Consider the following 24,622-nt stretch of genomic DNA (forward strand, 5'->3'; position numbering starts at 1 on the left):
GGGCGTGCACGTCAAACGGTTGCTGACGGACAACGGAGCGGCCTTCCGGTCCAAGGAGTTTGCGGCTGCCTGCAAAGCCTTGGGAGTGCAGCACAAGTTCACCAGGCCATACCGGCCGCAGACCAATGGCAAAGCCGAGCGGTTCATCCAGTCGGCGTTGCGAGAGTGGGCTTACGGCTGGACGTACCAGAACTCAGCCGAGCGGATCACTGCCCTGGCGAGCTGGCAGCACCACTACAACTGGCACAGGCCACACAGCGGCATTGGTCACATCGCTCCGATGTCCAGGCTCAAATCTGCAAATAACCTCTTGACGGTTCACAGCTAGACCGGCTGCGCGGCAAAGCGCCGCGACGCGATCTCCAGCAGGCCGTCGAAGATCAGGTTCTCGATCAGTTCGAAGGGACGAGTCATGCTGGGCGCCATCTTCCAGCCCGCACCGCCGGTCATCATGCAGGCGGGGGGCTCGCCGCAATGCTGGATGACGTGCTGCACCATGCGCTCGACCGCGCCAGCGATGGCATAGGTGCCGCCGCTGGTCAGCGCGTCGCTGGTGTTGGTGGGGAAAAGGCGCACCTCGCCCGTCGGCACGTGCAGGCCCGCCGTGCCGGTCTCGAGCGCGCGCAGCATGATGCCGTGGCCGGGCAGGATGAGGCCGCCGAGGAAACGGCCCTCGGCATCGATCGCCTCCACCGTCACTGCCGTACCCACCATCACCACGATGAGCGGGCGCGCCGGCCCCTGGGCGAGCATGCGGTGGCGTGCGCCGATCATCGCCACCCAACGGTCGGAACCCAGACGCGAGGGATGGTCGTAGCCGTTGACGAGGCCGGCCTCCTGGGCCGATGAGACCACCCAGCGCGCCGGCACGTCCCAGAGCTCCATCTGCTCGACCACGCGACGCTTGACCGCGTCGCCCGCGACGATGCAGCCCAGCATGTGGGTCGGCGCCGGCAGGCCCGCCCAGGCGCCCTCGGCCAGACGTTCGATGTTGTCCAGGAACTCCGCGCCGTGCGCCCGCACCGAAGCGCCAGGATGCGGAGCATCGAACAGCGCCCACTTGAGACGGGTGTTCCCCACGTCGATGGCCAGAAAAGTCATATTCGAATTATCACGAGTTTTACCTGCCGGCCTGTCTCCGATGCATATACCGCCGGAACGAAGCTGCGGCGACGGCCCAAATGTGAAGAATGCTCTTCGGCGTGCCTTCCGACAGCCGGGCGTCACCGGACCCCGCTACATTGCAACGCTTGTCCAACACCAACCGAGGAGCCATCCCCATGGGACTTTTCAACTTCATCAAGGAAGCCGGCGAGAAACTGTTCGGAGGCAAGGAAGCGCACGCTGAAGCGGCCGCAGCCCCGACGCAGGAAGAGCTCAACGCCCGCGCAGGCAAGGCCATCGAGACCTACATCGCCACGCAGAACCTGGGCGCCACCGACGTGAAGGTCACCTTCCAGGGCCCCGAAGGCAAGGTCATCGTGCAAGGCACGGCCCCCACCCAGGCGGCCAAGGAGAAGATCACGCTGTGCTGCGGCAACGTGTCCACCGTGACGAGCGTGGACAACCAGATGACGGTGACCAACCCCGAGCCCGAAGCCCAGTACCACGACGTGGTGAGCGGCGACACGCTCTCGGCGATCGCCAAGAAGTTCTACGGCGACGCCAACAAGTACCCGGTGATCTTCGAGGCCAACAAGCCCATGCTGACGCACCCCGACAAGATCTACCCCGGCCAGAAACTGCGCATTCCGCCGCTCTGATGCCAACGCACAGACACGCATCTACGGGCCTTCGGGCCCGTTTTTCATGTCTGCTCCGGGCGTGGGTCAGGCCGGAGCCCTGCGGGGATCAGCCCTGGCGCCAGGGCAGGCCGCGAAAACGCCAGCCGCCGCGCCGGTTGCGATGGCCGTTCTCGTCGGCATCGCCCTCGAAGCCTTCGAGGATGTTGTAGGCCTCCAGGCCCAGTTCCGCAGCGCGGCGGGCGGCTGCCACCGAGCGCACGCCGCTGCGGCACAGCAGCACGGCCCGGCCGCCGGGCGGCACGGCGGCCTGCACGGTGGCGTCGAACGCGGGGTTGGGCACCATGCCGGGCCAGTGCTTCCAGGGGATGGCGACGGCGCCCGGCACGTAGCCGACCCAGTCGCGTTCGGCATCGGTACGCACGTCGACCAGCACGGCCTGGCCGGACTGCACCCATTGCCAGGCGAGCTGGGGGCTCACGTCGCCGGCATAGCCTTCGGCAGGCGTCGGGGCGTCGGTGGAGGTGGAGGAAGAAGGGTTCGAGGTCATGCGGGCATTCTGGCAGAGCGCCCGCCGCCCTGCCCCGCCCCTATTCCCAGAGCGGCGCCGGCTCGTCGCGCAGCTGGTTGCGTAGGCCGGCGTAGTCGGGCATGACACTGGCGACCGTGTCCCAGAAGCGCGGGCTGTGGTCCATCACGCGCAGGTGGGAGAGTTCGTGCGCCACCACGTAGTCGATGACGGCGGGCCGGTAGTGCAGCAGCCGCCAGTTGAGGCGGATAGAGCCGTCGGACTTGGCGCTGCCCCAGCGCGTGTTGGCGCTGGACAGGCGCAGGCTGGTCCAGCGCACGCCCAACTGCGGCGCGAAGTGCTCCAGCCGGCGCGTGAAATGGCTGCGCGCCTCGCGCATCAGCCAGGCCTGCACGGCGTCGCGGATCTGCGTGGGCGCGGCGCTGCGCGAGAGGCCCACATGCAGCGTCCGCTGGCCGCTGGCGGCGTCCTGCAGCATGGCGGCGCCCTTGCCGGAAAAGCCGTGCGTCGGGTCCAGCACCACGGTCAGCGGCTCGCCCAGAAAGGGCAGCACGGCGCCGTCGCGCCACGCGATGCGGCCGCTGGCCTGCCGGTCCAGCCGGGCCTGGGCCTCGCCCAGCTTGCGCAGGATCCAGCCGGACTTTTCCTGCAGCGCCTGCTCGATGCCCGCGATGGTGACCCAACCCGGCGCGCGCACCGCAAGTCCGTCCGGCCCCACGGTGAAGCCGATGCTGCGCCGGCGCGCGCGCTGCAGCGCATAGCCGACGAGGACATCGCCCAGCAGCACCTCGCGCTGCGCCTGCGGGGGACGGAAAAGCGCGGGCGAAAGCAGCGTGCCCAGCGGGGGCGCCGGGGTGTCGGCAGGGGGCGCGGAAGGTGCCGGTGCGGCAGGCCGGGGCGCGGGGCCTTGCGCTACTTTTTCGATAGCAACCTGCCCTTGGAAATCAAGCGCTGGAGGCCGCTTCGGCACCTCAGGCCGCTTCTCCGGCGCAGCCCGATCGCCCGCGGCGGGGCCGCCCCATAGATCCAGCGCCAACTGCACCAAACGCTGCATCGCTCAGTCAGCCTCGCGCCTGATCCATCGACGCGGCAGCGGGAGCGGCCAGCGGGGCGGCCGCATAGGCCTCCGGGTCCAGGCGGTGCATCTCGGCCTCGATCCATTCCTCCACCTCGCGCATCAGCTCGTCGGGAGAGCGGCCGGTGCTGGCGATGGGCCGGCCGATGGACACATCCACCGTGCCGGGCCGCTTCACGAAGGCCTTGCGCGGCCAGACCTTGGCCGAGGTGACGGCGATGGGCACCACCGGCACGCCGGTCTCGATGGCCAGCCGGGCGCCGCCGCTCTTGTACTGCCCGCGCTGGCCGCGCGGCGCGCGCGTGCCTTCCGGGAAGATGATGACCCAGGTGCCCTGGGCCAGCAGCCGCCGGCCCTGGTGCAGCACGCGGGCGAAGGCCTGGGCGCGCTGGCTGCGGTCGATGTGGATCATGTCCAGGCTGCCGATGGACCAGCCGAAGAACGGGATGTGCAGCAGTTCCTTCTTGAACACGTAGGCCAGCGGGCGGGGCAGCATGGCCGGCATCAGGAAGGTCTCGTACGTGGACTGGTGCTTGACCAGCAGCACCACGCCCTGGCCGGGGTCGGTGGGCAGGTTCTCCATGCCGCTCACGCGGGTGCGGATGCCGATGCAGACGCGCGCCGCATCCACGCTGAGCCGCAGCCAGGTGCGCGCGATGCGGTAGCGCGCGGGAACGCCACCGCCGGCCAGCCGCACCAGCAGGATGGCCAGGGTGTACGGCACGACGGTGACGGCCATGAAGAGCAGATGGAGCAGCGAGCGGAGGAAGGCCATGGCGAGGTTTCCGGGGCAGAAGATTCTTCAGGTGCTTTCAGCCGTCTGGCGCGCATGCATCAAGCGCATGCAGCTATTCTTTCAATAGCAAACGATGCGCTGGCGGCGGCAGGCCGGGCGCACGCGGGTGGGTGCATCCGGGCGGGCACGGCTCAGACCGCGATCGCCAGGCCGCCCGCATCGGGCCCGGCGCCGGGGCGCGGCACCGCAGGGTCCAGCAGCAATGTATCGACCAGCGCATCCAGGCCGGCATGCAGGCGGGTGCCGGGCGGCCAGCCTTCGGGCAGGGGCTGATCGGGCAAGAGGTGCTCGGAATGGCCGGTGCACACGGCATGCAGCTGCCGTGCGCCGATGGCGGCCGCCGCCTGCAGGTGGGCCGCGCAGCTGCCGATGGCCACCACATCCGCGCCCTCCACGCCGTAGCGGTCGCGGATCTGCTCCATGAGGCCCGGCGAAGGCTTGCGGCAGGTGCAGGGCTCGCTGTCGGCATGCGGGCAGTAGAACACCGCGTCGATGCGCCCGCCCGCCACCGCCACCAGCCGCTGCATCTTGGCGTGGATGGCGTTGAGCGCCTGCGCGTCGAAAAGGCCCCGGCCCAGGCCGGGCTGGTTGGTGGCGATCACCACATGCCAGCCGGCGCGGTTGAGCCGGGCCACCGCTTCCACGGCGCCCGGCACGGGCACCCAGTCGTCGGGGGTGGCGATGAAGCCGTCGCCCAGCACGTTGAGCGTGCCGTCACGGTCGAGGATGGCGATCTTCAGCATGGTGCGGCGGGGCGTGGGTGGAGGTGGTGGTGGCTGGCGCCGGGGCGAATCAGGCCGCGAGGCGCGAGAGGTCGGCCACGCGGTTCATCGCCACGTGCAGGCGCTTGAGCAGGCCCTGGCGATTGAGGCGCAGGTCCAGCGCCTCGGCGTTGACCATCACGTCGTCGAAGAAGGCATCGACCGGGGCGCGCAGCACGGCCAGGGTCTGCAGGCTGGCGGTGTAGTCGCCGGCATCGAACTGCGCGTCGGCCTCGGGCACGAAGCGCTGCAGCGCGGCGAACAGGTCCTGCTCGGCCTTTTCCTGCAGCAGCTCGGGGTTGACGTGCGGGTCCACCGCGCCTTCGGCCTCGGCCTTCTTCAGGATGTTGCCCACGCGCTTGTTGGCCGCGGCCAGGGCCGGGGCCTCGGGCAGCGCGGAGAAGGCGCGCACCGCCGCCAGCTGCTTTTGCACCAGCGACAGGCGCTGCGGGCGCAGGGCGATGACGGCATCGACCTCCTGCGCGCTATAGCCCTGCTCGCGCAGGCTGCCGGCCAGGCGGTCGTAGATGAAGTCGGCCAGGGCGCCGCTGGCGTCCTGGATCTTGTCGCCGAAGGCCGGCACGGCGCCGGCCAGCAGGGCCTGCAGGTCGAGCGGCAGCTCCTTTTCGACCAGCATGCGGATCACGCCCAGCGCATGGCGGCGCAGCGCGAACGGGTCGCGGTCGCCGGTGGGCAGGTTGCCGATGCCGAACATGCCGACCAGGGTTTCCAGCTTGTCGGCCAGGGCCACGATCACGCCCACGTTCTCGCGCGGCAGCTCGTCGCCCGCGAAGCGCGGCTTGTAGTGGTCTTCGATGGCGTGGGCCACCTCGTGCGCCAGGCCGTCGTTGGCGGCGTAGTAGCCACCCATGATGCCCTGCAGCTCGGGGAATTCACCCACCATGTCGGTGACCAGATCGGTCTTGGCCAGCAGCGCGGCGGTGTCAACGCACGAGAGCAGATAGTCGCGGGCGATCTCGCCGTCGAGCGAATCCAGCTCGGGGTTCTGCGCGCCGATGCCGGCGAAGAGCTGCTCGGCGATGGCACGCGCGATGGCGCGCACGCGCTCCACCCGCTCGCCCTGCGTGCCCAGCTTGTTGTGATAGACGACCTTGCCCAGCGCTTCGACGCGCGAATGCAGGGTCTTCTTGCGGTCCTGGTCGAAGAAGAACTTGGCGTCGGCCAGGCGCGGGCGCACCACGCGCTCGTTGCCGCCGATGACGGCGCTGGCATCCTGCGGGCTGATGTTGCTGACCACTAGGAACTGGTTCGTCAGCCGGCCTTCGGCGTCCAGCAGCGGGAAGTACTTCTGGTTGGCCTTCATCGTGAGGATCAGGCATTCCTGCGGAACGCCCAGGAATTCCTTCTCGAATTCGCAGACCAGCACGTTGGGGCGCTCGACCAGGGCCGTCACTTCATCGAGCAGCGCGTCGTCGTCGATCGGGCGCACGCCGCCGCCCACGCGCTCGGCCGCAGCCTGCAGCTGGCGGGCGATCTCGGCGCGGCGCTCGGCGAAGCTGGCGATCACGGCGCCCTCTTCGCGCAGCTGCTGCGCGTAGCCGTCGGCGTTCTGGATCACCACCGGCTGCACGGCCGCCTCGAAGCGGTGGCCCAGCGTGGTGTTGCCGGCGGCGAGGCCCAGGGCCTTCACCGACAGCAGCACCTCGGTGCCGTGCAGCGCGACCAGGCCGTGCGCGGGGCGCACGAAGTTCACGCTGCTCCAGCCGTCGGCCAGCTGGTAGCGCATCACCTTAGGGATGGGCAGCTTGGCGATGGCTTCGTGCAGCGCCTTCTGCAGGCCGTCGGGCAGCGTCGCGCCGCGGGCCGTGCTGTTGTAGAAGAGCACGTCGGCCTTGCCGTCGTTGACGCGGGCGAGCTGCGGCACGGCCGAGGCGTCGGCGCCCAAGGCGGCGAGCTTCTTCAGCAGCGCGGGGGTGGCGGCGCCGTCGGCGGCCAGGCCCACGGACACGGGCATGAGCTTGTGCGAGACGGCCTTGTCATCGGCGGCGGGCGCCACTTCGGTGATGTGCGCGGCCAGCCGGCGCGGCGAGGCGTAGGCGGTCAGGCGCGAGCCGGCCGAGGTCAGGCCCTGGGCCTTGAGCTGCTCGAACAGCACGCCGGCGAAGGCATCGCCCAGCTTCTGCAGGGCCTTGGGGGGCAGTTCTTCGACGAAGAGTTCGACGAGGAGGTTGGGATGGGTCATGGTGGTCTGTATTCCTGCTGCGTGCCCGTGCCTCAGGCCGCCTTCTTGTTGTTCTGCTGCTGCTCGGCCTTGGCCAGATCGGCCAGCACTTCGGTGGCCCAGTCCTTGGGCGCCATCGGAAAGCCCAGCCGCGCACGGCTGTCCAGATAGCTCTTGGCCACCGCACGCGCCAGATTGCGGATGCGGCCGATGAAGGCGGCGCGCTCGGTCACGCTGATGGCGCCGCGCGCATCCAGCAGGTTGAAGCTGTGCGCGGCCTTCAGCACCTGCTCGTAGGCGGGCAGCGCCAGCTGCTGCTCCATCAGGTGCTGGGCTTGGCGTTCATGCGCGTTGAAGGCGGTGAAGAGGAAGTCGGCGTCGGAATGCTCGAAGTTGTAGGTGGACTGCTCCACCTCGTTCTGCTTGTACACGTCGCCGTAGCTGAGGCCTTCGGTCCAGGTCAGGTTGTAGACGTTGTCCACGCCCTGCAGGTACATGGCCAGGCGCTCCAGGCCGTAGGTGATCTCGCCGGTGGCGGGCTTGCAGTCGATGCCGCCGACCTGCTGGAAATAGGTGAACTGCGTCACCTCCATGCCGTTGAGCCAGACCTCCCAGCCCAGGCCCCAGGCGCCCAGCGTGGGGTTCTCCCAGTCGTCTTCCACGAAGCGGATGTCGTTCTTCTTCAGATCGAAGCCCAGGGCTTCGAGCGAGCCCAGGTACAGCTCCAGGATGTTGGCCGGCGCGGGCTTGAGCACCACCTGGAACTGGTAGTAGTGCTGCAGGCGGTTGGGGTTCTCGCCGTAGCGGCCGTCCTTGGGGCGGCGGCTGGGCTGCACGTAGGCGGCCTTCCAGGGCTCGGGGCCGATGGCGCGCAGGAACGTGGCGGTGTGCGAGGTGCCGGCACCCACTTCCATGTCGTAGGGCTGCAGCAGTGCGCAGCCCTGTTCAGCCCAGTACGACTGCAGCTTCAGAATGATTTGCTGGAAGGTCAACATGCGTGTGTGTGGCATGGCCAGGCCATGCATGGAAATACGGAGACAAAGGGGCAGCGCGCCACGGCGCGCGGAACGGGCGATTCTACGAGCCGCACCCCGCGCGCCCCGAGGGCCGGGGCGCCGGGCCGCGGCAGGCGGCACGCCGCCTCGCCGGCTTTCAAACGAAAACAGCTGCCAGCGCGCCTGGGAAGGGCACTGGCAGCTATCTTTTCGGTAGCACCTGGGGATTCAGCGCACCAGCGCTGGATCAAGCCTGCCAGCGGCGCAGCACCAGGCTGGCATTGGTGCCGCCGAAGCCGAAGCTGTTGGACAGCACGGTGGTCAGCGCGGCGTCGCGCGACTCGCGCACCAGGGGCATGCCCTCGGCCGCCGGGTCCAGGTTCTCGATGTGGGCCGAGCCGGCGATGAAGCCTTCCTGCAGCATGTAGAGGCAGTAGATGGCTTCCTGCACGCCGGTCGCGCCCTGCGAGTGGCCGGTGAGCGACTTGGTGGACGAGAACGGCGGCACCGCGTCGCCGAACACCTCGCGCAGCGCGCGCAGCTCGGGCAGGTCGCCCACCGGGGTGGAGGTGCCGTGCGTGTTCACGTAATCGATGGGGCCGCCACCGGCTTCGGCCACGGCCTGGCGCATGCAGGCGATGGCGCCGTCGCCCGAGGGAGCGACCATGTCCTCGCCATCCGACGAGAGGCCGAAGCCCACGATCTCGCCCAGAATGTTGGCGCCGCGCGCCTGGGCGTGCTCCAGGCTTTCCAGCACCAGCGCGCCGCCGCCACCTGCGATCACGAAGCCGTCGCGGTCCACGTCGTAGGGGCGCGAGGCCTTCTCGGGCGTGTCGTTGAACTTGGCGGACATGGCGCCCATGCCGTCGAACAGCGTGGCCAGGCCCCAGGAGAGCTCCTCGCCGCCGCCCGCGAACATCACGTCCTGCAGGCCGAAGGCGATCTGCTGGGCCGCCATGCCCACGCAGTGCGCGGAAGTGCTGCAGGCCGAGGTGATCGAGAAGTTGATGCCCTTGATGGCGAAGGCCGTGGACAGGTTGGCCGACACGGTCGAGCCCATGCAGCGCGTGACCTGGTAGGGCCCGACGCGGCGGATGCCCTTGGAGCGCAGCGTGTCGGCCGCCTCGATCTGGTGGGCCGGCGAGCCGCCGCCCGAGCCCATGATGAGGCCGGTGCGCGGGTTCGAGACCTGTTCGGGCGCCAGGCCCGACTGGGCGATGGCGTCCTTCAGCGACAGATAGGCGTAGGCCGCCGCATCGCCCATGAAGCGGCGCAGCTTGCGGTCGATGAGCGCGTCCAGATCGATCTGGGGAATGCCCGCCACCTGGCTGCGCAGGCCGAGTTCCTTGAACTCGGGCATGGCGCGGATGCCGGACGTGCCCTGGCGCAGGGACTGGACCACGGCCTGCTGGTCATTGCCGATGCACGAGACGATGCCCGCACCCGTGATGACGACGCGCTTCTTGCTGGTCATGCCGATGCTCCCGTTGCGGGTGCTCCGTCCTTCCCGCCTTCTTCGCGCTTGAACAGGCCCACACGGAGGTCGTTGGCCACGTAGATTTCCTGGCCGTCAGCCAGCAGGCGGGCATCGCCGATGGCCATGACCAGCTTGCGCTTGATGACGCGCTTGATATCGATCTCGTAAGTGACCAGCTTCACATTGGGGCCGACTTCGCCCGTGAACTTGACCTCGCCCGCGCCCAGCGCGCGGCCGCGGCCGGGCAGTTGCAGCCAGGTCAGGTAGAAGCCGATGAGCTGCCACATGGCGTCCAGCCCCAGGCAGCCGGGCATGACCGGGTCGCCCTGGAAGTGGCAGTCGAAGAACCACAGGTCGGGCTTGACGTCGAGTTCGGCACGAATCTTTCCCAGCCCATGGGCGCCGCCGTCGGCATCGATGTGCGTGATGCGGTCGAACATCAGCATGGGCGGCAGCGGCAGGCGGCCGCTGTCGGGGGTGAACAGCCGGCCTTCACCCGAGGCGATCAGTTGTTCATAGGAAAAGGAATCAGCCATTGTCAGTCGTGCTCCAGATCGGCGCCTTGCCGTCGCGGGGGGGAGTGGGTGGGAAAGAGGAACGGAAAGAGAAAAACGGAAACTATCAGAAACCGGTACGCACCGCATTGTGCCGGTGCCACGGCCCACCATTATCCTGTGTCGCGGCCGGCGGATCGTTCGACAGGGCCAAGGGACTTTGCCTATCCTGCCCTGCCCGCATGACATTTTTTTGCCAGCCCGGCAACGCAAAAAGCTCCCGAAGGAGCTTTTCCAGGGGTGCCGGGCACCCGGCACGCAGGCCGGCGGCCTGCGGATCGGTGCTTCCCAGCGATCAATACTGCCAGAAGATGCGCTGCAGTTCCTGGCTGGTCTGCGGGCGGGTCAGCGCCACGGCGGCCAGGATGCGGGCCTTCTGCGGGTTCAGGTCATGCGCGACCACCCAGTCGTACTTGTCGTCGGGCTGCTCGGCGTTGCGCAGCACGAAGCCATCGGCCACGCGCGAGGAACGCACGATCTGCACGCCCTTGCTGCGCGCTTCCTGCAGCGCGGGCACGATGCGGTCGGCCACCGAGCCGTTGCCGGTGCCGGCGTGGATCAGCGCCTTCACGCCCGAAACGGCCACGGTATCGACGAGCGAACGCGGCACGTTGCCGTAGCCATAGACGATGTCCACGGGCGCGAGGGCCGTGATGTCGTCGATGTTGAACTCCGACTGCATCGTGTGGCGCTTGACCGGGGCGCGGAACCAGTAGCTCTTGCCTTCCACCACCATGCCCAGCGGGCCCCACTGGCTGCGGAACGCCTGGGTCTTGATGTTGACGCCCTTGGTCACGTCGCGGCCGCTCTGGATCTCGTCGCTCATGGTCACCAGCACGCCCTTGCCGGCCGATTCCTTGCTGGCGGCGACCGTGACCGCATCCAGCAGGTTCAGCGCGCCGTCGGCCGAGAGGGCCGTGCCGGGGCGCATGGAGCCGACCACCACGATGGGCTTGTCGGTGTGCACGACCAGGTTCAGGAAGTAGGCGGTCTCTTCGAGCGTGTCGGTGCCGTGGGTGACGACGATGCCGTCCACGTCGGGCTGCTTGGCCAAGGCCGACACGCGCTTGCCCAGCTGCAGCAGCTGGGCGTTGGTGAAGCTCTCGGAGGCGATCTGGAAGACCTGCTCGCCGCGCACGTTGGCGACGTTGGCCAGCTCGGGCAGGCCGGCCAGCAGCTTGTCCACCGGCACCTTGGCCGCGGCGTAGGAGGCGCTGTTGGCCGCCGTGGCGCCGGCGCCGGCGATGGTGCCGCCGGTGGCCAGCACCACCACCTGGGGCTTGGGCGCTGCAGCGGTTGCGGCGGCGGGCTGCGCGGCGGGGGCCAGCTGCTGGGCGGGCGAGACGATGGCCCAGGCGGCGAAGGCGGCGCCGGCCAGCAGGCGCTTGAGGTTCAGAGGCGAAAACATGAGCAGGAAATCTCCGAGTCGTTGTAGGTATGGAACACGCTGCTGCGCGGCCCACGGGCTCGGGGGCTTGCACGCAACGTTCATGCCCGCCGCCTTGTGGGCCGCGGGTGGCGTATCGTAGTCGCCCGCGCAGGCCCGGCGGGCGAAACCCCGACGCTCGCGGCGGTCAGCCCCGGCGGCGGCGCCGGGCCGCGCTCCAGGCCGCGCCCGCCACGGCCAGTCCCAGCGCCCAGAGCGGCCAGAGCCCCCAGCGCGAGACCCACCAGGCGAAAGGCGTCACCGCGCCGCTGCGGCCTTCCACCTCGGCCAGCAGCACGCCGCGCGTGTGCGGCGCCAGTTCGGCCGTGACGATGCCCCGGTGGTCGATGACGGCCGTAGCGCCGGTGTTGGTGGCGCGCACCATGGGCCGCTCGAATTCCAGCGCCCGCATGCGGCTGATGGCCAGATGCTGGTCGATGGCCACGCTGTCGCCGAACCAGCCGATGTTGCTCAGGTTCACCATGATGGTCGGCGCCGTGGCGGCATCGGCGAAGCGCGTGCCCAGCTCTTCGCCGAACAAGTCCTCATAGCAGATGTTGGGGGCGATGCGCTCGCCCTGCCAGTCGAAGGAAGGCTGCCCCAGCGCGCCGCGGTTGAAGTCGCCCAGCGGGATGTTCATCATCTCGGTGAACCAGCGGAAGAAGGGCGGAATGAATTCGCCGAAGGGCACCAGGTGGTGCTTGTCGTAGCGGTAGGGCGCGGCCTGGCCCGGCGCGAAGCCGAGCACCGAGTTGGTGTAGCCCAGGTCCGCATTGCCCAGCGGAATGCCGATCAGCGCCGCCTGCCGGCCGGCCGTGAAATGGTCGGCCAGGCTTTCCAGATAGCCGGGCATCAGCTGCTGCGGCAGCAGCGGAATGGCGGTTTCCGGCGCCACCACCAGCGAGGCCGTGGCGCTCTTGAGCTGCCCGGCATACCAGCGCAGGGCCAGCGGCACGCCGCTGCCGGGCTGGAATTTCTCGTCCTGCGGGATGTTGCCCTGCAGCAGCGCGAGCGAAAGGCCCGGGTGCGGCGCGGCACCGGGTGCGCACTGCTCCACCGCGCAATGGCGCTGCGCCGAGAGCGCCGCCCACACCAGCACCGACGCGGTGGCCAGCGCCCACACGCCCCGGCGGCGCGCATCGGCCCGGCGCAGGAGCGCGAGGCCCATGGCCGCCGCCGCGGCGACGAAGCCCACGCCATAGACGCCCACGCTGCGCGCCAGCACGGCCAGCGGCCCTTCGACGTGCGCGTAGCCGCCGGCGCCCCACGGAAAGCCCGTCCACCAGACGCCGCGGGCCAGCTCGGCCAGCAGCCAGAATGCTGCGAAAACGATAGCAGAGAGCGCTCTATTGGCGGGCGCTACCCGCCGAAAACACCCCGCAACCACGGCGTAGTAGCTGCCCAGGAAGGCCGCCAGCCCCAGCACCGCCAGCACGGCCAGCGGCGCGGCCAGGCCGCCATAGGTATGCATGGAGATGAAGAGCCACCAGAACGTGGCCGCCAGCCAGGCCGTGGCGAAGAGCCAGCCCAGCGCCGCGGCGCGGCGTGGCGTGCGCGCTGCCAGCAGCAGCCGGCCGAGCACGGCCAGCGACAGGATCTGCAGCCACCAGAGCGGCTGCCCGCCCCAGGGCCAGGCGATGGAGCCGGCCTGCGCCAGCCCGGCCAGGGCCGCCAGCAGCCAGGGCAGCGCGCGCCGCCAGAGCGGGCCGGGCGGCGCGGACGGAGCAGGCGGCACGGCCTCGCCGTGCAGCGGAGCGGCGGCCGCGCCCATCAGGCGGCGGGCACGGCGCCTTCGGCCGCCGGAGACACCTTGAACCAGCGCACCGCGCCGCCCTTGGCATGCAGCACCACGAACTGCAGGCCGCCCAGCACGGCCTGCTCGCCCTTGTGGGGCGTGTGGCCCAGCTCGTGCGTGATCAGTCCGCCGATGGTGTCGAATTCCTCGTCCGGATCGCTGCTGTGCAGCGTCACGCCGAAGGCCTCGGCCACGCGCTCGACGGGGGTGTCGCCGCTCACGCGCCAGGTCTGGTCGGCCAGGCCGAAGATGTCGCCCTCGTCTTCGGGAATGTCGAACTCGTCCTCGATCTCGCCGACGATCTGCTCGAGCACGTCTTCGATGGTGACCAGGCCGGCCACGCGGCCGAATTCGTCGATCACCACCGCCATGTGGCTGCGCGTGCTGCGGAAGTCGCGCAGCAGGTCGTTCAGGCCCTTGCTCTCTGGCACGAACACCGCCGTGCGCAGCAGGGCGCGGATGTTCAGCTCGGGCGCGCGGCGCAGCTTGAGCAGGTCCTTGGCCAGCAGGATGCCGATGATGTTCTCGCGCTCGTCCTGATAGACCGGAAAGCGCGAGTGCGCGGTGTCGATCACCTGGTTGACCAGGGTTTCGAGCGGCGCGCCGATGTCGAGCAGGTCCATGCGCGTGGCGGGCACCATCACGTCGCTGGCGGTCATCTCGGCCATGCGGATCACGCGTTCGAGCATGACGCGGGCGTCGGCGTTGATGACGTCGTTGGTTTCGGCCTCGGCCAGGGTGGCGATCAGTTCATCGGTCGAATCGGGGCCGGGATGGATGAATTCGACGAGCTTCTGCAGGAAGGTGCGCTTGTCTTCCTTGTCGGAAGGGCGTCCCGGGTAGGGGTCGGACACGGTCTCGGAGTGCAGGACGTGCGGTCGTTGGACAAGCTGCAAGGATAGCGGATCACCCTGACGCTTCCTCGGCGCCCGCTCCCCGCCCGTGTTCTAGCCCGCCGAGCGGCCGCCCTGCAGGGCCGCGCGCAGCGCGCCCCACTGGCGCAGCTGCTTCTTGAAGCGGTAGTTCATCTCGCCGTAGTGGCGCGTCGCCCGCTCGGCCAGGCGGGTCTTCCAGCCGGGCGGATGCAGCTGCAGGTAGGCCTCGGATTCGGAGCCGTCGCGCCGCACGGTGGCGCCGGCATTGCGGGCGATGCGCAGCATGGCCGTGTTCTCCGAGAGCGCATGGATCAGCACCTCGTTCACGCCGGCCGTGCGCGCATGCATCACCGCGCGCTCGAAGAGGCTCGCGCCCAGGCGCCGGCCGCGCGCATGCGGCAGCACCGAGACGCCGAATTCGGCACGCGCCTGGGGCGCCGGCCGGTGCATGAAGGCCAGATGCGCCGTGGCGATCAGCTGCAGGCGGCGGTTGAAGATGCCGAAGATCTCGTCGCGCACGAAGTCCAGCTGATCGACGTAGCGGCGCACCTGCTCGTCGCTCGCGGCATAGCCGAAGCGCAGGTAGCGGTCGGGCGGCAGCAGCTGCAGCAGGTGCTGGGCGATGCGCTCGCGGTGCTGCGGGCCCAGCGACCGGATCGGCACGGCCACGCCCGATGGCGCGGTGACGCCGGGGCGCGTGGTTCGCAGCAGGCTGCGGACACGGCGCCAGGTGACGCGAAGCAGATCGAAGGGGGTCGGCATGGTGGGCGTATTTTAGGGTTTTCCCTGATTTCCGGCGCGGGCTGTGCCGCAATGCCACAGCCGTCGCCCGCCCTAGCCACCATGCATCTTTCAAGGCTCCAGCCCGCTGCTGGATTGCACATTCAGCTATTGAAAGCAGAGCAAATCGTTGTGAAAGGTTGTCGCCCATGCGTCAGGCCGATGGCGCCGCCAGCCCACCCGCCCTCAGGAAAGCCGCGAAAAGGACGTCCAACTACAGCGGCACGGCCGTGGTCGCCTTGACCCGGTCGAGCACGAAGCTGGTCTTGCAGTCCTGCACGCTGGGGTGCTTGAGCAGCGTGTCCATGATGAAGCGGCTGTAGTGCGCCATGTCGGCCACCACCACGCGCAGCAGATAGTCCATCTCGCCCGTCAGCGCGGCGCATTCGACCACCTCGGGCCAGGTCTGCACGCTGGCGCGGAACAGGTCCATGGGGTTGCGCTTGTGGCTCTCGGTGTGCTTTTCCAGCCGCACGTTGAGGTAGGCCGTGAGGCCCAGCCCCACCGCCTCGGGCTGCACCAGGGCCACGTAGCGGTCGATCACGCCCGCGTCTTCCAGGCGCTTGACGCGGCGCAGCACGGCGCTGGGCGACAGGCCCACCTGCTCGCCGATGAGGTCGTAGGTTTCGCGGCCATTCGCCTGCAGGCAGCGCAGGATGGCGCGGTCGAGCCGGTCCAATGCGTGGGGAGCGTCCATGGCGCAGGATTCTACGAACGCGGGGGCCGCACGCACCGCCGCGCTCCGGCAGCCCTCGGGTTTGTCCCCAATGCGACTGGCCAGCCCCACGGGAAATAATGGGCTGCACAAAAAAGAACGACCGTTCTTTTTTGTGCCAATGACCAACAACGGAGACAACACCATGCACGCAATCCTTCGCCGCTGCGGGCGGCTCGGAACCCTGGCGGCGGGCGCCGCGCTCGCAGCCACCCTGTCCCTGGCGGGCGCACCCGCCGCGCAGGCACAGCAGGCCGGCACCGGCTCGGGCTACACGCAGACGCGCTACCCCATCGTGCTGGTGCATGGCCTCTTCGGCTTCAAGTCGCTGGCGGGCGTGGACATGTTCTATGGCATTCCGCAGGCGCTGCAGCGCGACGGCGCCCGGGTCTTCGTGGCCGAGGTCTCGGCCGCCAACAGCACCGAGGTGCGCGGCGAGCAGCTGCTCGCGCAGGTCAAGGACATCCTGGCGATCACCGGCGCGGCCAAGGTCAACCTGATCGGCCATTCGCACGGCGGCCCCACCGCCCGCTACGTGGCCGGCGTGGCGCCGCAGTTGGTGGCCTCGGTCACCACGGTGGGCGGCGTCAACCGGGGCTCGCGCGTGGCCGATCTGGTGCGCGGCGCGCTGCCGCCCGGCTCGGTGCAGGAAACCGTCGCCAACGAGGCCGTCAAGGGCTTCGCGCAGTTCCTGGCGCTGCTGGCCGGCTCGCCCCGCGACCAGCCGCAGCAGCCCAAGGCGGCGCTGGATTCGCTCTCCACCGCCGGCGCGGCCGACTTCAACCGCCGCTTCCCGCAGGGCATCCCCGACGGCTGCGGCGACGGCGCCTCGGTGGTCAACGGCGTGCGCTACTACTCCTGGACCGGCACGCAGCCCCTGACCAACCCGCTGGACCCGAGCGACGGCCCGCTGCTGCTGCTCTCGCGCGTCTTCGGCGAGGCCAACGACGGCCTGGTCTCCGCCTGCTCCTCGCGGCTGGGCAAGCATCTGGGCGACTACCGCCAGAACCACCTGGACGAGATCAACCAGTTCGTCGGCCTGCGCGACCTGTTCTCCATCGACCCGGTCACGCTCTACCGCCAGCAGGCCAACCGCCTGAAGACGCAAGGGCTCTGACGCCATGGCCGCCCCGCGCACCCGCATGGCCCTGGCGCTGCTGGCAGCGCTCGTGCTGGGCGCGGGCGCCTGGCTGGCCACCCGCTCCCCGGACGCGGGCGGCAGCGCCCCGGGAGCCGCAGCACCAGCGCCCTGGAGCACCGCCGCCGGTCAGCCCGTGGCGCGCGGCTCCGCCGATCCGTTCATGACGCCGCCCTCCGCAGGCCCGCAGGAAGGCCCCCTGGCCGATCCGCTGCTGCGCCCCGGCCTGCGCTACGCCATGGACGAGCTGCTCAACGCCGCCCTGCAGGCCGGCGACACCAGCGACCCGGCCGAGCTCAAGCGCCGCCTGCGGGCTCTGGTGGACCAGCACTTCGGCGCCGACGTGCGCGAACGCGCCCTGGCCCTCGCGCTGCGCTACGTGGACTACCGCACCGCACTCGCCCGCATCGAGCCGCCGGCGGACCTGTCCGACGCGAAGGCCGTGCGCGAAGCCATGCAGGCGCGCGACGGCGTCCGCCAGCAGTTCTTCGGTCGCGCCGAATACGACGCGCTCTTCGCCGACGAAGCCGCGCTCGACCGTCTCACCCTGGCGCGGCTGGACATCGACGCCGACCGCAGCCTCACGCCCGAACAGCGCACCCAGGCCCTGCGCGCCGCCGAAGAGGCCCTGCCGCCGGCCCTGCGCGCCCAGCGCGAAGCCGCCACCGCGCAGCTGGGCGTGGCGCAGCAGACCGCCGCCCTCGATGCGCGCAACGCCGACGACGCCACCCGCTATGCCGAGCGCAGCGCCCGCTACGGCGAGGCCGCCGCCCAGGCGCTGGCCGCGCGCGACACGGAAGAACGCCAGTGGCAGCAGCGGCTGGACCAGTACCAGCAGGCCCGCGCCGCGAACGGCGACGGCCCGGCGCTGCAGCAGCTGCGCCAGCAGCTCTTCTCGCCCGAGGAACGGCTGCGCGTGGACGCCGCCCTGGCCCTGCGCGGCGCCGCCGGCGGCACCCGGCAGGGCGGCGGCTGAACGGGGCGCGCTCCGGCGCTCGGCGATAGCGCCGAGACGCCAACCAACGCAGCATTCCTGCGCCATGCAGGAGATAAGGCAAGGCTTTCGCCAAAAACATCCACACCCTTGCGCCTACAGTGCGTTGACCGACATCAACACAACGTACGGAGACAAGCGCATGAACACCCCCCTGCCCCAGACCGCCGCCCAGGACGCCGCTGCCTGGGAGAACCCCATGGGCACCGACGGCTTCGAATTCATCGAATACGCCGCGCCCGATCCGCAGGCCATGGGCCGCGTCTTCGAGGGCATGGGCTTCAAGCCCGTGGCGCGCCACCGCCACAAGGACGTGACGCTCTACCGCCAGGGCCAGATCAACTTCATCATCAACGCCGAGCCCGACAGCTTCGCGCAGCGCTTCGCCCGCCTGCATGGCCCCAGCGTCTGCGCCATCGCCTTCCGCGTGCAGGACGCCAAGGCCGCCTACGAGCGCGCCCTGAACCTGGGCGCCTGGGGCTACGCCGGACAGGCCGGCCCGGGCGAGCTGAACATTCCCGCCATCAAGGGCATCGGCGACAGCCTGATCTATCTGGTGGACCGCTGGCGCGGCAAGAACGGCGCTCAGCCGGGCGACATCGGCAACATCGGCTTCTTCGACGTCGATTTCGAGCCCCTGCCCGGCGTGGCCGGCGAAGAGGCGCTGAACCCCAAGGGCCACGGCCTGACCTACATCGACCACCTGACGCACAACGTGCACCGCGGCCGCATGGCCGAATGGGCGGACTTCTACGAGCGCCTCTTCAACTTCCGCGAGATCCGCTACTTCGACATCGAAGGCCAGGTCACCGGCGTCAAGAGCAAGGCCATGACCAGCCCCTGCGGAAAGATCCGCATCCCGATCAACGAAGAGGGCAAGGAAAAGGCCGGCCAGATCCAGGAGTACCTGGACAAGTACAACGGCGAGGGCATCCAGCACATCGCCATGGGCTCGGACGACCTCTACGCCACGGTGGACGCGCTGCGCGCCTCGGGCGTGCGCCTGCTGGACACCATCGACACCTATTACGAGCTGGTGGACCAGCGCATTCCCGGCCACGGCGAAAGCGTGGAGGAACTGCACCGCCGCCAGATCCTGATCGACGGCAAGAAGGACGCCATCCTGCTGCAGATCTTCAGCGAGAACCAGCTGGGCCCGATCTTCTTCGAGTTCATCCAGCGCAAGGGCGACGACGGCTTCGGCAACGGCAACTTCAAGGCGCTGTTCGAAAGCATCGAGCTCGACCAGATGCGCCGGGGCGTGCTGGAAAAGGCCTGACCGGCCCCAAGGCCCCCCCGGCGCCATGCCCGCGAAGACGGGCGGGCGCCGGGAGCGGACGACACACCGCCCACAGGAGACAAGCCATGGGAACCACCGGAGCCGCACCGGCCGTGTACGGCCAGTCCAGCCGTCCGCCGCGCGGGGACTACGCCCGCTGCCATACGGACTACACCTGCGCCCAGAACTTCAGCGCCTACAGCGAGGCCGACCACGACACCTACCGGCGCCTCTACGCGCGCCAGTCGGCGCTGCTGCCCGGCTTGGCGAGCGATGTCTTCATCGCCGCCCTGCCCTCGCTGGGCGCGAAGGACCGCATTCCGCGCTTCGACGAGATCAACGAACGGCTCTGGCGCGCCACGCGCTGGGAGATAGTGGCCGTGCCCGGCCTGATCCCCGAAGTGCCGTTCTTCACGCTGCTGGCAAACCGCAAGTTCCCGGTGACGGACTGGATCCGCACGCCCGAGGAGTTCGACTACATCGTCGAGCCGGACCTCTTCCACGACCTGTTCGGCCATGTGCCGCTGCTCTTCGACCCGGTGTTCGCCGACTACGTGCAGCGCTACGGCCAGGGCGGCCTGAAGGCGCAGGCGCTGGGCGCGTGCGAGATGCTCTCGCGCCTGTACTGGTACACGATCGAGTTCGGCCTGATCCGCCAGCCGGAAGGCCTGCGGGCCTACGGCGCGGGCATCCTCAGCTCATCGGGCGAGCTGCCCTACAGCGTGCGCAGCCCCGTGCCGCAGCGCCTTCCGCTGCAGCTGGAGCGCACCATGCGCACCCGCTACCAGATCGACAGCTTCCAGCGGACCTATTTCGTGATCGACAGCTTCCAGCAGCTCTTCGACATGACGGCACCGGACTTCGCGCCGCTCTACCCGCAGCTGGCGGCCCTGCCCGAGATCGAGAGCGGCCTCGCGCTGCAGGCCGGCTAGCGGCGCGCCAGGTTCATCACTCGGCCGGGCCCACCGGGCCTTTCTTGAGCGTCTGCATGAACGCCTTGAAGTGCGGGGCGAATTCCTCGAAGAGCACGTGGCTGCGGTTCTCCAGCATCACTTCGCTGAACAGCTTGAGCCCGACGGCCAGCGAGGTCGCGTCCGCCTCGCGCAGATCGCCGCGCCCGCGCAGGCGGTCCACGATGGCGAGGATGTCGTCATGGTTGCCCGCCTCGAAGCTCAGCGTGCGGGGCGTGGGCGGCGCACTGCCGTCCGGCAGGGCCAGGTGCTCGACGGTCACGCGATAACGGTGCTGCTTCATCTCTTCGATCTCTCCAGTCCGGTGGTCAGGGAAGATGCCCGGGCGCGGCATCGCCGCATCCCCAGGCTGTGGAGCCAATCTAGCAGCGATGCGGCAGCCCCGCCCGGCGGGCGCTCAATCCCCCAGAAGGTCCAGGCACGCCTGCACCACCGGCGGGTGGAACGCCAGCTGCACGTGGGCCACGTTCTCGACCAGGCGGTTGTCGGCGCCGGGCAGCGTGGCCGTGCGCGCCGGAAAGACGATGTTGTCGCAGTTGGAATAAAAGCAGGTGAAGCGGGCCGCACGGCCCGCCGGCTCGGCCTGCCGCAGGGCCCGCACCCAGGGCCCTTCCAGCGCCATCTGGCGGCCGTTGACCGCATGGCTGAAGCGCGCCGGCCAGGTGCCCGCATGGGGCGCGCCCAGCGTGATGACGCGGTGGGCGCAGGTCTCGGCGCGGCCGGCATCGCAGGCGCGCAGCCAGGCGCGTGCGGCCACGCCGCCCATGCTGTGGCCGATGACCACCGGGGCGCGGCCGGTGGCTTCGGTCACGCGGCGCACGGCGGCGTCGATCTGGGCGGCATAGCCGTCGATGGAGCCGAAGGGCGGCTCCAGGTCCACCGCCACGAAGGCGTGGCCCCGGGCGCGCAGCAGCGGCAGCCAGGGCGTCCAGAAACCGCGGTTGCACAGGAAGCCGTGCACCAGCACCACGCCGCGCGGGGCCGCCGCGTGCGTATCGGAACCACCCGCGGCGCGCGCGGGCAGCCAGTCGGGAATGGCGCCGCGGCGAAAGGGCTGCCACCAGCCGAAGATGACCGAGGCCCAGCCGGCCTCGGCCCACCAGGCGCGCACCATCCGACCGAACCCGGGCCGGGGCAGCGGCTCGGCCCGATTGGCCCAGGCCATCGCCACGAACTGCAGCGCCATCATGAGCCGCGTGGCCAGCCATGCCAGCGCCAGGCCGGCCAGCGCGGCCAGCGGCGAAGAGGACCATTGCCAGGCCACCCAGGCCACGGTCAGCAGCAGGGAGCTCCAGACCATCCAGCGCTGCCAGCGCGCATTCGTCATGCCTCATGCCCTTTCATTCAGGAAAAGCCCGCCGGCCGCCGCCCATCGGCACGCCGGCAGGCATCGCGGTGCCCGGGGCATTCTGACGCATGCCGGTGCAGCCCTCCGGACGGCCCCGCCTGCACGCAGAGGCGCCGGCTGCCTTCGCTGCGTCGCAGCGGCGCCACGCGGCTTGCCGTGCCGCCGCGACGTGATCTGGTTACAGCCGCTGCGCGCGGCGAGCGTCCGCTGACCGGCCCCTGCCCAGAGTTACCCGGTTACATCGGAGGTACATGCAGCGCTGCGCGAAGTGCGCAGAGGCCAGCCCCGGCGGTGCGCTGACAGGGATAACCCCAGGCAAAAACACAGACGAAAACGTTTGCGCAAACGTTTTACACCGTTAATATCCGCGCCTCGATCCGCTGGACCGGCCTTTTTTGGCGCGTGCGCGCGCCCCGCCCGGCCTGCCCGGCAGACGGGTTTTTTCTTCCCCGTTCCCGCCCTCCTTCTTCCTATACCGGAGACAACATGCGCTTTACCCGCCGTTCCGTACAGACCGCCGCCGCCATCGCCGTCCTGGGCAGCCTGCTGGCCAGCCCCGCCTGGGCCCAGGACAAGCCCAAGGTCGCGCTGGTGATGAAGTCGCTCGCCAACGAGTTCTTCCGCACTATGGAAGACGGCGCCAAGGCGCACCAAAAGGCCCACGCCGGCGAATACACGCTGGTGGCCAACGGCATCAAGAACGAGACCGACACCGCCGAGCAGATCAAGATGGTCGAGCAGGCCGTGGCCCAGAAGGCCACCGCCATCGTGCTGGCCCCGGCCGACTCCAAGGCCCTGGTGCCCGTCGTCAAGGCCGCCATCGACAAGGGCGTGATCGTGGTGAACATCGACAACCGCCTCGATGCCGCCGCGCTGAAGGAAAAGAACATCAACGTGCCCTTCGTCGGCCCCGACAACCGTGCCGGCGCCAAGCTGGTGGGCGACTACCTGGCCAAGCACCTGAAGGCTGGCGACAAGGTCGGCATCATCGAAGGCGTTTCCACCACCTTCAACGCGCAGCAGCGCACCCTGGGCTACCAGGACGCCATGAAGGCCGCCGGCATGAACGTGGTCGGCGTGCAGTCCGGCCAGTGGGAAATCGAGAAGGGCAACACCGTGGCCGCCGGCATGCTGCGCGAGCACCCCGACCTGACGGCCCTGCTGGCCGGCAACGACAGCATGGCGCTGGGCGTGGTCGCCGCCGTCAAGGCCGCCGGCAAGACCGGCAAGGTGCAAGTGGTGGGCTACGACAACATCCAGGCCATCAAGCCCATGCTGGCCGATGGCCGCGTGCTGGCCACCGCCGACCAGTACGCCGCCAAGCAGGCCGTGTTCGGCATCGAACTGGCCCTGAAGGCCCTGGCCTCCAAGACGCCGCAGGCCCAGCTGCCCGCCGAGGTGAAGACCGAAGTGGTGCTGGTCACCAAGGGCAGCAAGTAAGCCTGTAGCCCGCCCCCGCGCGTCCTGCGGGGGCGCCTTTGCCCCCTCCCATCGCACGAATCCCACGCCATGTCCCAGCCTTTCAGCAGCACGCCCCTGCGCACTCCCGTCCTGCACATCGACGCGGTGGGCAAGGACTATCACGGCACCACGGTGCTGAACGATGTGACGCTGGCCCTGAACGCGGGCGAGGTGCTGGCGCTGACCGGCGAGAACGGCGCGGGCAAGAGCACGCTCTCGAAGATCATGTGCGGGCTCACGCCCGCCACGCGCGGCGGCATGCGGCTGGCGGGCCAGCCGTTCGAGCCCGCCTCGCGCCAGGACGCCGAACGCCAGGGCGTGCGCATGGTGCTGCAGGAGCTGAGCCTGGTGCCCACGCTGACCGTGGCCGAGAACCTGCTGCTCGGCCGCATGCCCCACCGGGGCGGCTGGCTGCGCCGCAGCGAACTGCACGCCGCGGCGCGCGCGCAGCTGGCCAAGATCGGGCTCGAATCCATCGACCCGGCCACGCCGGTGTCGCGCCTGGGCATCGGCCAGCAGCAGATGGTGGAGATCGCCCGCAATTTGCAGGACGACACGCGCATCCTGGTGCTGGACGAGCCCACCGCGATGCTCACCGCACGCGAGACCAGCTACCTCTTCGAGCAGATCGCCCGCCTCACGGCGCGGGGCGTGGCCATCGTCTATGTGTCGCACCGGCTCGAAGAGCTGCGCCGCATCGCCGACCGCGCCGCCGTGCTGCGCGACGGCCGGCTGGTGGACACCAGCCCCATGGCGGGCCTGTCGGAAGACGACCTGGTGCGCCGCATGGTGGGCCGGTCGGTCAACGACCTGGAGCACCGCGCGCGCCGCAAGGCCGGCCCGGTGCTGATGCAGGTGGAGGGCATCGGCCGCGGCCAGGCCGTGCAGGACGTGAGCCTGGAGCTGCGCGCCGGCGAGGTCTTCGGCATCGCCGGCCTGGTCGGCTCGGGCCGGACCGAGCTGGTGCGGCTGCTCTTCGGCGCCGACCGCGCGGACCGGGGCAGCATCGCCCTGGCGCCGCTGGATACCGCGGCCTATCAGGCTGCAGCGCAGGCTGCACCTGGGCAACCCGCTACCAAAACAATAGCAAACTCGAAATTCAAGACCTGGCTGCGGGGCTTCGCCTCGCCGCTGCAGGCGATCGCCGCCGGCGTGGGCCTGGTGACCGAAGACCGCAAGTCGCAAGGCCTGCTGCTGGGCCAGCCCATCCGCATCAACGCCACGCTGTCGGACCTGCCCGCCGTCTCGCGCGGCGGCTGGCTGCGCGGCCTGCGCGAGCACGAGCTGGTGCAGGGCTTCATCCGCACGCTGCGCATCCGCTGCACCAGCGGCGAGCAGCCGGTGGGCGAGCTTTCGGGCGGCAACCAGCAGAAGGTGGTGTTCGCCCGCTGGCTGCACCGCCCGGTGCAGGTGCTGCTGCTCGACGAGCCCACCCGCGGCGTGGACGTGGGCGCCCGCGCCGAGATCTACGCCGAGCTGGACCGCATGGCCAGCGAGGGCCGCGCGCTGCTGATGGTCTCGTCCGACCTGCGCGAGCTGATGGCCATGGCCGACCGCATCGGCGTGATGAGCGCCGGCCGCCTGGTCGCCGTGTTCGAGCGCGGCCAGTGGTCCGAACAGGCCCTGCTCGCCGCCGCCTTCTCCGAATCCGCAGGCCGGCCGGCCACCGCCGATGCCGCCGCACCGCAGGCGGCCGCTGCCGCCTCCGCCGCCTGACCGCTCCCCCCTT

Annotated in this window: 23 protein-coding genes and 1 pseudogene; 8 read left to right on the forward strand and 16 right to left on the reverse strand. The window is 69.9% G+C overall.

Annotated features, from left to right (window positions below; genetic code table 11):
* Positions 1 to 328, forward strand: a 328-nt coding sequence (locus BM070_RS12960; protein ID WP_139222826.1) for an integrase core domain-containing protein, incomplete at its 5' end; no start/stop codon positions are given.
* Here the strand turns inward: BM070_RS12960 and BM070_RS12965 are convergent.
* On the reverse strand, positions 325 to 1,101 hold the full coding sequence (locus BM070_RS12965) for a type III pantothenate kinase (protein ID WP_092939838.1): 777 nt from the start codon (positions 1,099 to 1,101) through the stop codon (positions 325 to 327). The two genes, BM070_RS12960 and BM070_RS12965, sit on opposite strands and share 4 nt — an antisense overlap.
* 179 nt (positions 1,102 to 1,280) lie before the next feature.
* On the opposite strand from BM070_RS12965, the gene lysM reads away from it, so the two are divergent.
* Positions 1,281 to 1,763 carry a peptidoglycan-binding protein LysM gene (gene lysM / locus BM070_RS12970; RefSeq protein ID WP_092939839.1) on the forward strand — a complete coding sequence of 161 codons (483 nt, stop codon included), beginning with the start codon at positions 1,281 to 1,283 and terminating at the stop codon, positions 1,761 to 1,763.
* Between the two features lie 88 nt (positions 1,764 to 1,851).
* Here the strand turns inward: lysM and BM070_RS12975 are convergent, their stop codons facing one another.
* The 13 genes and pseudogenes from BM070_RS12975 to BM070_RS13035 all read right to left on the reverse strand — a co-directional run bounded on the left by BM070_RS12975 (position 1,852) and on the right by BM070_RS13035 (position 15,684).
* Positions 1,852 to 2,292 (reverse strand): rhodanese-like domain-containing protein, encoded by a 441-nt coding sequence (locus tag BM070_RS12975; RefSeq protein ID WP_092939840.1) that lies wholly within the window; start codon positions 2,290 to 2,292, stop codon positions 1,852 to 1,854.
* Positions 2,293 to 2,332: 40 nt separating this feature from the next.
* A complete protein-coding gene (locus BM070_RS12980) occupies positions 2,333 to 3,325 on the reverse strand; it encodes a M48 family metallopeptidase (protein WP_092939841.1) in 993 nt (330 codons plus the stop codon).
* A 7-nt stretch (positions 3,326 to 3,332) separates the two neighbouring features.
* A complete protein-coding gene (locus BM070_RS12985) occupies positions 3,333 to 4,121 on the reverse strand; it encodes a lysophospholipid acyltransferase family protein (RefSeq protein ID WP_092939842.1) in 789 nt (262 codons plus the stop codon).
* 152 nt (positions 4,122 to 4,273) lie between these two features.
* Complete coding sequence (gene gmhB / locus BM070_RS12990) at positions 4,274 to 4,882, reverse strand: D-glycero-beta-D-manno-heptose 1,7-bisphosphate 7-phosphatase (protein ID WP_092939993.1); 609 nt, start codon at positions 4,880 to 4,882, stop codon at positions 4,274 to 4,276.
* Positions 4,883 to 4,934: 52 nt separating this feature from the next.
* Positions 4,935 to 7,106: a glycine--tRNA ligase subunit beta gene (glyS, locus tag BM070_RS12995; protein ID WP_092939843.1), complete on the reverse strand. Its 2,172-nt coding sequence runs from the start codon at positions 7,104 to 7,106 to the stop codon at positions 4,935 to 4,937.
* Positions 7,107 to 7,138: 32 nt separating this feature from the next.
* Positions 7,139 to 8,080: a glycine--tRNA ligase subunit alpha gene (glyQ, locus tag BM070_RS13000; RefSeq protein WP_092939994.1), complete on the reverse strand. Its 942-nt coding sequence runs from the start codon at positions 8,078 to 8,080 to the stop codon at positions 7,139 to 7,141.
* A 247-nt stretch (positions 8,081 to 8,327) separates the two neighbouring features.
* Positions 8,328 to 9,554 carry a beta-ketoacyl-ACP synthase I gene (gene fabB, locus BM070_RS13005; protein WP_092939844.1) on the reverse strand — a complete coding sequence of 409 codons (1,227 nt, stop codon included), beginning with the start codon at positions 9,552 to 9,554 and terminating at the stop codon, positions 8,328 to 8,330.
* Positions 9,551 to 10,093, reverse strand: a complete 543-nt coding sequence (gene fabA / locus BM070_RS13010; protein WP_092939845.1) for a 3-hydroxyacyl-[acyl-carrier-protein] dehydratase FabA — start codon at positions 10,091 to 10,093, stop codon at positions 9,551 to 9,553. The genes fabB and fabA overlap by 4 nt, the downstream gene beginning before the upstream one ends.
* Before the next feature lie 313 nt (positions 10,094 to 10,406).
* Entirely contained in the window at positions 10,407 to 11,519 is a 1,113-nt protein-coding gene (locus BM070_RS13015; RefSeq protein ID WP_092939846.1) for a type II asparaginase, read from the reverse strand.
* Positions 11,520 to 11,685: 166 nt separating this feature from the next.
* Positions 11,686 to 13,308, reverse strand: a complete 1,623-nt coding sequence (gene lnt, locus BM070_RS13020) for an apolipoprotein N-acyltransferase (protein WP_092939847.1) — start codon at positions 13,306 to 13,308, stop codon at positions 11,686 to 11,688.
* Complete coding sequence (locus BM070_RS13025; RefSeq protein WP_092939848.1) at positions 13,308 to 14,186, reverse strand: CorC family transporter; 879 nt, start codon at positions 14,184 to 14,186, stop codon at positions 13,308 to 13,310. Before BM070_RS13025 ends, lnt begins: the two co-directional genes overlap by 1 nt.
* Positions 14,187 to 14,238: 52 nt before the next feature.
* Positions 14,239 to 14,969, reverse strand: a pseudogene (locus BM070_RS13030) (GNAT family N-acetyltransferase).
* A gap of 232 nt (positions 14,970 to 15,201) precedes the next feature.
* Positions 15,202 to 15,684, reverse strand: a complete 483-nt coding sequence (locus tag BM070_RS13035) for an Lrp/AsnC family transcriptional regulator (RefSeq protein ID WP_092939849.1) — start codon at positions 15,682 to 15,684, stop codon at positions 15,202 to 15,204.
* Positions 15,685 to 15,847: 163 nt separating this feature from the next.
* On the opposite strand from BM070_RS13035, the gene BM070_RS13040 reads away from it, so the two are divergent.
* The 4 genes from BM070_RS13040 to phhA all read left to right on the forward strand — a co-directional run bounded on the left by BM070_RS13040 (position 15,848) and on the right by phhA (position 20,045).
* Complete coding sequence (locus BM070_RS13040) at positions 15,848 to 16,819, forward strand: triacylglycerol lipase (protein ID WP_092939996.1); 972 nt, start codon at positions 15,848 to 15,850, stop codon at positions 16,817 to 16,819.
* A 4-nt stretch (positions 16,820 to 16,823) separates the two neighbouring features.
* Complete coding sequence (locus BM070_RS13045) at positions 16,824 to 17,816, forward strand: lipase secretion chaperone (protein ID WP_092939850.1); 993 nt, start codon at positions 16,824 to 16,826, stop codon at positions 17,814 to 17,816.
* Between the two features lie 160 nt (positions 17,817 to 17,976).
* Complete coding sequence (hppD, locus tag BM070_RS13050) at positions 17,977 to 19,113, forward strand: 4-hydroxyphenylpyruvate dioxygenase (RefSeq protein ID WP_092939851.1); 1,137 nt, start codon at positions 17,977 to 17,979, stop codon at positions 19,111 to 19,113.
* A gap of 86 nt (positions 19,114 to 19,199) precedes the next feature.
* Complete coding sequence (phhA, locus tag BM070_RS13055; protein WP_092939852.1) at positions 19,200 to 20,045, forward strand: phenylalanine 4-monooxygenase; 846 nt, start codon at positions 19,200 to 19,202, stop codon at positions 20,043 to 20,045.
* A 16-nt stretch (positions 20,046 to 20,061) separates the two neighbouring features.
* Here the strand turns inward: phhA and BM070_RS13060 are convergent, their stop codons facing one another.
* Both BM070_RS13060 and BM070_RS13065 read right to left on the reverse strand, forming a co-directional pair.
* Positions 20,062 to 20,367 (reverse strand): DUF3861 domain-containing protein, encoded by a 306-nt coding sequence (locus BM070_RS13060; RefSeq protein ID WP_092939853.1) that lies wholly within the window; start codon positions 20,365 to 20,367, stop codon positions 20,062 to 20,064.
* A gap of 114 nt (positions 20,368 to 20,481) precedes the next feature.
* On the reverse strand, positions 20,482 to 21,411 hold the full coding sequence (locus tag BM070_RS13065; protein WP_092939854.1) for an esterase/lipase family protein: 930 nt from the start codon (positions 21,409 to 21,411) through the stop codon (positions 20,482 to 20,484).
* A 507-nt stretch (positions 21,412 to 21,918) separates the two neighbouring features.
* On the opposite strand from BM070_RS13065, the gene BM070_RS13070 reads away from it, so the two are divergent.
* Together BM070_RS13070 and BM070_RS13075 are read left to right on the forward strand one after the other, a co-directional pair.
* Positions 21,919 to 22,872: a sugar ABC transporter substrate-binding protein gene (locus tag BM070_RS13070; RefSeq protein WP_092939855.1), complete on the forward strand. Its 954-nt coding sequence runs from the start codon at positions 21,919 to 21,921 to the stop codon at positions 22,870 to 22,872.
* A 69-nt stretch (positions 22,873 to 22,941) separates the two neighbouring features.
* Entirely contained in the window at positions 22,942 to 24,609 is a 1,668-nt protein-coding gene (locus BM070_RS13075; RefSeq protein ID WP_092939856.1) for a sugar ABC transporter ATP-binding protein, read from the forward strand.
* Positions 24,610 to 24,622: the final 13 nt, after the last annotated feature.

The organism is Paracidovorax wautersii, assembly GCF_900113035.1.
In the GTDB taxonomy this organism is placed as follows: Bacteria; Pseudomonadota; Gammaproteobacteria; order Burkholderiales; family Burkholderiaceae_C; genus Paracidovorax; species Paracidovorax wautersii.

Coding starts and splice junctions, on each gene's coding strand:
- BM070_RS12965 (WP_092939838.1), bottom strand. CDS start 1,101: ATGACTTTTCTGGCCATCGACGTGGGGAACACCCGTCTCAAGTGGGCG.
- lysM (WP_092939839.1), top strand. CDS start 1,281: ATGGGACTTTTCAACTTCATCAAGGAAGCCGGCGAGAAACTGTTCGGA.
- BM070_RS12975 (WP_092939840.1), bottom strand. CDS start 2,292: ATGACCTCGAACCCTTCTTCCTCCACCTCCACCGACGCCCCGACGCCT.
- BM070_RS12980 (WP_092939841.1), bottom strand. CDS start 3,325: ATGCAGCGTTTGGTGCAGTTGGCGCTGGATCTATGGGGCGGCCCCGCC.
- BM070_RS12985 (WP_092939842.1), bottom strand. CDS start 4,121: ATGGCCTTCCTCCGCTCGCTGCTCCATCTGCTCTTCATGGCCGTCACC.
- glyS (WP_092939843.1), bottom strand. CDS start 7,106: ATGACCCATCCCAACCTCCTCGTCGAACTCTTCGTCGAAGAACTGCCC.
- glyQ (WP_092939994.1), bottom strand. CDS start 8,080: ATGTTGACCTTCCAGCAAATCATTCTGAAGCTGCAGTCGTACTGGGCT.
- fabB (WP_092939844.1), bottom strand. CDS start 9,554: ATGACCAGCAAGAAGCGCGTCGTCATCACGGGTGCGGGCATCGTCTCG.
- fabA (WP_092939845.1), bottom strand. CDS start 10,093: ATGGCTGATTCCTTTTCCTATGAACAACTGATCGCCTCGGGTGAAGGC.
- BM070_RS13015 (WP_092939846.1), bottom strand. CDS start 11,519: ATGTTTTCGCCTCTGAACCTCAAGCGCCTGCTGGCCGGCGCCGCCTTC.
- lnt (WP_092939847.1), bottom strand. CDS start 13,308: ATGGGCGCGGCCGCCGCTCCGCTGCACGGCGAGGCCGTGCCGCCTGCT.
- BM070_RS13035 (WP_092939849.1), bottom strand. CDS start 15,684: ATGGACGCTCCCCACGCATTGGACCGGCTCGACCGCGCCATCCTGCGC.
- BM070_RS13040 (WP_092939996.1), top strand. CDS start 15,848: ATGCACGCAATCCTTCGCCGCTGCGGGCGGCTCGGAACCCTGGCGGCG.
- BM070_RS13045 (WP_092939850.1), top strand. CDS start 16,824: ATGGCCGCCCCGCGCACCCGCATGGCCCTGGCGCTGCTGGCAGCGCTC.
- hppD (WP_092939851.1), top strand. CDS start 17,977: ATGAACACCCCCCTGCCCCAGACCGCCGCCCAGGACGCCGCTGCCTGG.
- phhA (WP_092939852.1), top strand. CDS start 19,200: ATGGGAACCACCGGAGCCGCACCGGCCGTGTACGGCCAGTCCAGCCGT.
- BM070_RS13060 (WP_092939853.1), bottom strand. CDS start 20,367: ATGAAGCAGCACCGTTATCGCGTGACCGTCGAGCACCTGGCCCTGCCG.
- BM070_RS13065 (WP_092939854.1), bottom strand. CDS start 21,411: ATGACGAATGCGCGCTGGCAGCGCTGGATGGTCTGGAGCTCCCTGCTG.
- BM070_RS13070 (WP_092939855.1), top strand. CDS start 21,919: ATGCGCTTTACCCGCCGTTCCGTACAGACCGCCGCCGCCATCGCCGTC.
- BM070_RS13075 (WP_092939856.1), top strand. CDS start 22,942: ATGTCCCAGCCTTTCAGCAGCACGCCCCTGCGCACTCCCGTCCTGCAC.